The sequence below is a fragment of the Mesorhizobium sp. genome, from assembly GCF_005063415.1.
In the GTDB taxonomy this organism is placed as follows: Bacteria; Pseudomonadota; Alphaproteobacteria; order Rhizobiales; family Rhizobiaceae; genus Mesorhizobium.
The window spans coordinates 26502-34144 of sequence record NZ_SUEG01000053.1 but is presented as its reverse complement, the minus strand read 5'-3'; the positions used below and the strand labels follow the sequence as shown (position 1 = coordinate 34144).

At 63.7% G+C, this 7643-nt stretch carries 6 protein-coding genes; 1 reads left to right on the top strand and 5 read right to left on the bottom strand.

Features of this window, described 5'->3' with window-relative positions; all coding sequences use genetic code 11:
• Positions 1 to 293 precede the first annotated feature (293 nt).
• The 5 genes from E5W70_RS16060 to mnmE all read right to left on the bottom strand — a co-directional run bounded on the left by E5W70_RS16060 (position 294) and on the right by mnmE (position 6230).
• Positions 294 to 1175 carry a ParB/RepB/Spo0J family partition protein gene (locus E5W70_RS16060; RefSeq protein ID WP_292659678.1) on the bottom strand — a complete coding sequence of 294 codons (882 nt, stop codon included), beginning with the start codon at positions 1173 to 1175 and terminating at the stop codon, positions 294 to 296.
• A gap of 46 nt (positions 1176 to 1221) precedes the next feature.
• Positions 1222 to 2022 carry a ParA family protein gene (locus tag E5W70_RS16055; protein WP_084642633.1) on the bottom strand — a complete coding sequence of 267 codons (801 nt, stop codon included), beginning with the start codon at positions 2020 to 2022 and terminating at the stop codon, positions 1222 to 1224.
• Between the two features lie 33 nt (positions 2023 to 2055).
• A complete protein-coding gene (gene rsmG, locus E5W70_RS16050; protein WP_292659676.1) occupies positions 2056 to 2697 on the bottom strand; it encodes a 16S rRNA (guanine(527)-N(7))-methyltransferase RsmG in 642 nt (213 codons plus the stop codon).
• A complete protein-coding gene (gene mnmG, locus E5W70_RS16045; RefSeq protein WP_292659673.1) occupies positions 2694 to 4568 on the bottom strand; it encodes a tRNA uridine-5-carboxymethylaminomethyl(34) synthesis enzyme MnmG in 1875 nt (624 codons plus the stop codon). The genes rsmG and mnmG overlap by 4 nt, the downstream gene beginning before the upstream one ends.
• Positions 4569 to 4901: 333 nt before the next feature.
• Entirely contained in the window at positions 4902 to 6230 is a 1329-nt protein-coding gene (gene mnmE, locus E5W70_RS16040) for a tRNA uridine-5-carboxymethylaminomethyl(34) synthesis GTPase MnmE (RefSeq protein WP_292659672.1), read from the bottom strand.
• Between the two features lie 59 nt (positions 6231 to 6289).
• Between mnmE and E5W70_RS16035 the strand changes: the two genes are divergently transcribed.
• Positions 6290 to 7643, top strand: a 1354-nt coding sequence (locus E5W70_RS16035) for a thioredoxin domain-containing protein (protein ID WP_292659670.1), incomplete at its 3' end; no start/stop codon positions are given.

Genomic DNA, 7643 nt, shown 5'->3' with positions numbered 1-7643 from the left:
GGAAACTGTTCGCGATGTCCCCGCACACCTGTTCGCGATGTCCCAGGTCCAAACACCCCCTTGAGGGGGAGATGTCGCCGAAGGCGACAGAGGGGGTCGCAGCGCGTGGAACACTAGCCCCTTCCGCGACGACAGACGACGTGGGCGCTCGATGTGAGACGACCCCTTCTGGCCTGCCGGCCATCTCCCCCTCGAGGGGGGAGATTAACTACTTCGACGATTTCGCCAATGACTGGCGCGGCGGCAGCCACACTTTGTTTGCCGGCTAAAGGCCTCGACGTTTTGGCAACCCACTATTCCCGCTTCAGCCTTCGGCAAAGCTCGTCGAGCTGCTCCAGCGTCCGATAGGCGACGCTGATCACGCCGCCGCGCTGGTTGTGCTCGATCGTGACGATCATGCCGATGGTGTTGGTCATCAGCTTTTCCAGCGCCAGCGTGTCGGCATCCTTTTGCGGCGGTGCTGCGGGCTGGCGCTTTGCCGCCGGCGCGCCGACCGGCATCTGCGCCAAAGCTTCGGCCTGGCGCACCGAAAGCCCCTCGTCGATGATCCGCTTGGCAAGCCCGGCCGGGTCGTCGGCCGTCACTAGGGTGCGGGCGTGGCCGGCCGAGAGCGCGCCGTCGACCAGCATGTCGCGAATGACGTCGGGCAGCTTGAGCAGTCTCAGCGTATTGGCGACATGGCTGCGGCTCTTGCCGATCACCTGGCCAAGATCGGCCTGGGTATAGCCGTGGTCGTCGATCAGCTGCTGGTAGCCCAACGCTTCCTCGACCGGGTTGAGGTCGGTGCGCTGAACGTTTTCGATGATCGCCAGCTCGAGCGCCGTGCGGTCGTTGACGTCGCGTACGATGATCGGGATTTCGGTCAGCCCGGCGCGTTGCGCCGCGCGCCAACGACGCTCGCCGGCGATGATCTCGTAGCGGCCCGACTGCGTTTTCGACGGCCGCGCCACCACCGGCTGCACCACGCCATGTTCGCGGATCGACTGGGCGAGGTCGGTCAGATCGGCGTCACCAAAATGCCGGCGCGGGTTTTTCGGATTGGGGCTGAGGAACTCGATCGGCACCTTGCCGTCGGCCGCCAGGCCCGGCTTTTCCGGGGCCGCCGGGCGATCGATTTCGCCGATCAGCGCCGCCAGTCCCCGTCCCAGTCTTTTTCTCGAAGGGTCTTCGTTCATCGTCCGTCCAGATCGTTTCGGTGTCGAATCGGCTTGTCGTTTACTGTCAGGCGGCCCGTAATTTGCGCTCGCGGCGGATGACTTCCGAAGCAAGCTGCAGATAGGCCTGGCTGCCCGAGCATTTGAGGTCGTAGAGAATCGCCGGTTTGCCATAGGACGGCGCCTCGGAAACACGGACATTGCGCGGGATGACGGTCTCGTAGACCTTGTCGCCCATATGCGCCCGGACATCCTGCACCACCTGGTTGGCGAGATTGTTGCGCCCGTCGAACATGGTCAGCACGATGCCTTGGATCGTCAGGTCGGGGTTGATCGAACGGCGCACCTGCTCGACCGTCTCCAAAAGCTGACTCAGGCCCTCCAGCGCGAAGAATTCGCACTGCAGCGGCACCAGCACCGAATCCGCCGCTGCCATCGAATTCAGTGTCAACAGGTTGAGCGAGGGCGGGCAATCGATCAGCACATAGCCGAAATTGGCCGAGCGCTCGGCCGAAGCCCGCAGCGCGTTGCGCAGCCGCAGCACCCGATCCGGCGCCGAGGCGATTTCCATCTCGATGCCGAGCAGGTCGAGCGTCGACGGCACGATCGACAGGCCTGGCACCGCCGTCGGGATCGCCGCTGCTTCGAGATCGAGTTCGCCGGTCAATACATCATAGGAGGAGACGGTGCGGTCGCGCCGGTCGATGCCAAGCCCGGTGCTGGCATTGCCCTGCGGGTCGAGATCGACGATCAGCACCTGTTCGCCTATGGCTGCCAGCGCGGTGGCCAGATTGATGGCGGTTGTCGTCTTGCCGACGCCGCCCTTCTGGTTGGCGACGGTGATGATTCGGGGGCCGTTCTTCATCATGGGTCTATGCCAGAAATTCATTGGGGTCGCCGGTCACAAGCCAGGGTGCTGTCGCAAGTCGGATACTTCGAGAATGACGCCTTGCGCGTCGGTTGCACTGGCATGTTCTACCAGATCGAAAGACCATCGTTGAGCGCTTTCTGCCACTTCGGCGCGGTAATCCCGGCCTTTGTGAAACAGGCCGCGCGCGCCCCTGGTCAGCCATGGTGCCGCCAGGTCGAGCAAGTCGGGCAGCGAAGCAAGCGCCCTGGCCGTGACGATTTGCGGTGCAGGAACAAGAGGATAGCTGTCGTCTATGCGTCGCGCGATGACCTTGGCGGGCAGGCTGAACTGGCCGACGACCGCTTGCAGGAACGATGCTTTTTTGCGGTTGCTCTCAACCAGGTCGATGCCGGCGCCTTCCCGCTCGGCAAGCAAAAAGGCCAGCACGAGGCCGGGAAACCCGCCGCCGGAGCCGAGATCGACCCAGCGCTTCGCCTCTGGTTTGATTCGCGCCAGCTGCGCGCTGTCGAGGATGTGGCGGCGCCAGACATCGCCCTGCGTCGATTGCGCGGCCAGATTGATCCGGCGATTCCATTTCTGGAAGACGGCCTCGAACTCGACCAGACGATCGAATGTTTCACGTGAAACCGGGCCCGCTGCCGCTTGCAGGGTTGCCCAGGACGCAGCGCTCACGCGACCTGCTTTCGCGCGGCCGCCTCGGCATTGCGCACATGCGCGACAATAATCGCCAGCGCCGCCGGCGTCATGCCTTCCATGCGTTGCGCATCGGCAATGGAGCGCGGCTGGCGTGCCAGCATCTTCTGCTTCAACTCGTTCGACAGGCCGGGAACAGAAGCAAAGTCGAGCGACTCGGGAATAAGCCTGCTCTCCTCATGCCTGATCTGTGATACGTCGGCCTGCTGGCGGTCGAGATAGACAGAATATTTGGCTTCCGTTTCAAGACGCTCGGCCGTTTTGCTGTCGATTGCCGCGAAAGCCGGTTCGATGCGGGCCAGCCAGGCGGTGTCGACACCGGGATAGGCCAGCAGCTCATAGGCCGAGCGACGGACGCCGTCCCGGTTGATTTCGAGCCCATGGCGCGCAGCTTCATTGGGGGTCATGGTGGTGCCGAGGGCGAGCTTTCGCGCTTTCTCAAGGTCTTGCACGACATTGTTGAACCGCTGCATTCGCTCCGGCGAGGCAATCCCCAGTCTCATCGCCAGTGGCGTCAGCCGCTCATCGGCATTGTCGGCTCGCAGCGATAGCCGGAACTCGGCCCGCGAGGTGAACATGCGGTACGGTTCGGCGATGCCGCGGCTGGTCAAATCGTCGACCATCACGCCGATATAGGCTTCGGTGCGGCTGAGCACGATTTCCTCGCTCGCCGACGCCTTGCGCGCTGCGTTCAAGCCGGCAAGCAACCCTTGCGCGCCGGCCTCCTCGTAGCCGGTGGTGCCGTTGATCTGGCCGGCGAGGAAAAGCCCGCCTATCCGCTTGGTCTCCAGCGTTGGCTTGAGCTCGCGCGGATCGACATGGTCATATTCGATGGCATAGCCCGGCTGCAGCATGGTTGCCCGCTCCAGCCCCGGAATGGTCTTCAGGATGTCCAGTTGCACATCTTCCAGCAGCGAGGTCGAGATGCCGTTCGGGTAGACCGTGTCGTCGTCCAGCCCTTCCGGCTCCAGAAAAATCTGGTGGCCCTCGCGATCGCCGAACTTGACGATCTTGTCTTCGATCGACGGGCAATAACGCGGCCCGACGCCTTCGATTGACCCCGAATACATGGCCGAGCGGCCGAGATTGGCGCGAATCAGCTCATGCGTGGCATTGGTCGTTCGGGTAATGCCGCAATGGATCTGCGGGTTTTGAATGCGCTCGGTGAGCAGCGAGAACGGCACGGGGTCTTCGTCAGCCGCCTGGCTCTCCAGTGACGCCCAATCGATCGTCCTGCCGTCCAGCCGCGGCGGCGTGCCGGTCTTCAGCCGCCCGAGCCTGAAGCCGGCGCGGCTCATCGTCGCCGACAGACCGATGCTCGCCTGTTCGTTCATGCGGCCGGCGACAATCTTCTTTTCGCCGATATGGATCAGCCCGCGCAAAAAAGTGCCGGTCGTCAGCACCACAGCGCCGCAGGCGAGCCGGCTTCCGTCCGCCAACAGCACAGCCGCGATGCGTCCGTCATCGATTTCGAAATCCAGCACCTCGCCTTCGACAACCTCGATACCGGCCTGTTGGCGAATCGCCGCTTGCATGGCGAGCCGATAGAGCTTTCTGTCGGCTTGCGTGCGGGGACCACGCACCGCCGGCCCTTTGCGGCGGTTGAGCAGGCGGAACTGGATGCCGGCCGCATCGGCGACGCGCCCCATCAGCCCGTCCATGGCATCGATCTCGCGAACCAGATGGCCCTTGCCGAGGCCGCCGATCGCCGGATTGCAGGACATCACGCCGATCGTGTCGAAGCGCAGCGTCACTAGGGCCGTCCTGGCGCCAGCCCGCGCGGCAGCACTGGCCGCCTCGCAACCAGCATGGCCGCCACCCACCACAATCACATCATAGTGATTGGTCATTTCAGAATCCCGAATTCAAGTGGACCGACACATGTCCCCGGAGGCACGCGCTGTCAAGGACAGGGGACTGTTCGTTTCACGTGAAACAATGCCATCTGCGTGGGTTGGGAGTTGTTTCACGTGAATCACTGCCCCGGTTCCTTCGCCAGAGGATCCGATTTTGTCCGAACCTTTAGAAGAATGTCCGCGTTGGTTGCCAGCTCTACTTCACCGAAGCGAAACGGAGCGCAGTCCCTGCGATCTGCGGCGCGAGGAACCTAGCAGACGTTGGAGGGACAGCGCCAGCGTTCCGCCCCCATCGCTGTGTGCTCCTTCCCCAATGTTTCACGTGAGTCATTTGCCGATACAGAACTGCGAAAAAATCACATCGAGCATGTCCTCGACATCGACCGCCCCGACGATTCGTCCGAGCCGATCCGCCGCCAGGCGCAGTTCCTCGGCCCGCAGCTCCTGCCCGCGCTCGCCCCCCGTGACAGCCGCAACCAGGAACCGTTTCGTCTCATTGAGCAGCTCGACGTGCCGCAGCCGCGACGGCAGGATATCGCCGGCCTTGCCGATCTGCGCTGCGGCACGACGCCCGATCTCGTCCAGCAGTTCGGCCAGACCCGTGCCGTCCTGCGTCGAGATCGCGAAATCATAGTGCGCCGCGGGCGAGGGCGATTTGCCCCCCAACACGTCAATTTTTGTTCCAACTCTCAGAGCCGGAATGTCGCTCGTCAGCACACCGATCGCCACTGGATCTGCCAGATCCTCCAGCAGCAACAGCAGATCAGCGCTGTGCGCCTTGGTCCTGGCCTTCTCGATGCCGATCGCCTCGATCATGCCGGGCGCCTCGCGCAGACCTGCGGTGTCGGTTACCCTGACCCGCACCCCTTCCAGGTCCAGTACCACCTCGAGCAGGTCGCGGGTCGTGCCCGGCTCGTCGGTGACGATGGCCGCTTCGCGCCGCGCCAAGGCGTTGAACAGGCTGGACTTGCCTGCATTCGGCGCGCCGAGGATCACGACTTCGAACCCGTCGCGAATGATTTCGGCAGCGCGGAAGCCGGCGACATGGCGCTCTATTTCCTCGATCATGGCCCGGACATCGGACCAGACCGTATCGGCGACTGAGCCCGGCACGTCATCCTCGTCGGCAAAGTCGATCTCGGCCTCGATCATCGCGCGGGCGTGGATCAGCCGTCGGCGCCAGCCCAGATAGAGTTCGCTCTGCACGCCTTCGGCGTTGTGAACGGCAAAGCGCCGCTGCGCCTCGGTTTCGGCGTTGATGAGATCGGCCAGCGCCTCGGTCTCGACCAGGTCGAGCTTGCCGTTGAGAAAGGCGCGGCGGGTGAATTCGCCCGACTCGGCATGCCTGACCCCATCGAAGGAGGCGATCGTTTCCAGCATTCGCGCTACGACGGCGCGCCCGCCATGCACATGGAATTCGGCAATGTCCTCGCCGGTAAAACTGTCGGGACCGGCAAAGAAGACGACCAGGCCGCTGTCCAGCACCGATCCGTCGGGCGTCCGGAACTTGCGATACGTCGCAACGCGGTTCGGCACCGCCGACCCGGCAATCATTTCGATGGCGAATCGACTCTGCGGCCCTGAAATCCGGATCACTGCAATGCCGGCCGGCAGGCGCCCGCTCGACAGCGCCACGATGGAGTTTTTTGAAATCATTTGCCCGCTCTGCCGAAGCGCCCTAGCTATGCCTGTTCAATCCGCCATCGAGTAGCGCCGTGACATTGCCTGCACAAAACCTGCTTGCCGAAGAGGCCAGCCCCTATCTGCAGCAGCACAGCGGCAATCCAGTGCACTGGCGGCCATGGTCGCCCGCCGCTCTGGCCGAAGCAAAGGCGCTGCAGCGTCCGATCCTGCTCTCTGTCGGCTACGCCGCCTGCCATTGGTGCCACGTCATGGCGCATGAGAGCTTCGAGAACGACGACGTCGCCGCCGTCATGAACCGTCTCTTCGTCAATATCAAGGTCGACCGCGAGGAGCGACCCGACATCGACCAGATCTACATGGCGGCGCTGTCCTCGATGGGCGAGCAGGGCGGCTGGCCGCTGACCATGTTCCTGACGCCGGACGGCAAGCCGTTCTGGGGCGGCACTTACTTTCCGCGCGAGGCCCGCTACGGCCGGCCGGGCTTCGTCCAGGTGCTGGAGGCGGTAGACAAGGCTTGGCGGGAGAAGAAAGAAAGCCTTAACCAAAGTGCCGACGGTTTGACTGCGCATGTCGAGACGCGGCTGGCGGGCAGCCATGCCAAGGCCGCGCTCGATCGCGGCATGCTGGCAAAGCTCGCCAACGGCATTGACGGCATGATCGACCGCGATTTGGGCGGCCTGCGCGGCGCGCCGAAATTCCCCAACGCGCCGTTCATGCAGAGCCTCTGGCTGTCCTGGCTGCGCGACGGCACTGCATCCCACCGCGACGCCGTTCTCCTCAGCCTCGAAAAGATGCTGGCCGGCGGCATCTACGACCATATTGGCGGCGGCCTCAGCCGCTACTCGACCGACGCCGAATGGCTGGTGCCGCATTTCGAAAAAATGCTCTACGACAATGCCCAGCTCGTCCGGCTATGCAACTGGGTCCATGCGGCGACCGGCAAGGAATTATTCCGGCTGCGAATCGAAGAGACGATTGCCTGGCTGTTGCGCGAAATGCGGGTCGAGGGCGGTGCCTTTGCCGCCAGCCTCGATGCCGACAGCGAGGGCGAGGAGGGGCTGTTCTACACCTGGAGCAGCGATGAGCTCGAAGCAGCCCTCGGCGACGATTCAGCCTTGTTTTTCAAATACTTCACGCTTGCCGACCCGCATGGCTGGGAAGGCAAGCCGATCATCCGCCAGACAGAAGCCCAGCAGACGCAAAGTGTGATCGACCGCCAACAGCTCGTCCCGCTGAAAGAAAAATTGCTCGCGGCGAGGGCACAGCGCATCCGGCCGGGGCGTGACGGCAAGGCCCTGACCGACTGGAACGGCTTGATGATCGCAGCCCTTGCTGAGGCCGGACGGTCGCTTGGCCGATCCGACTGGATCGAAGCGGCGGCAGCGGCCTTTGCCGCAATTGCGGCTGCCGGACGTGACGGCCGCC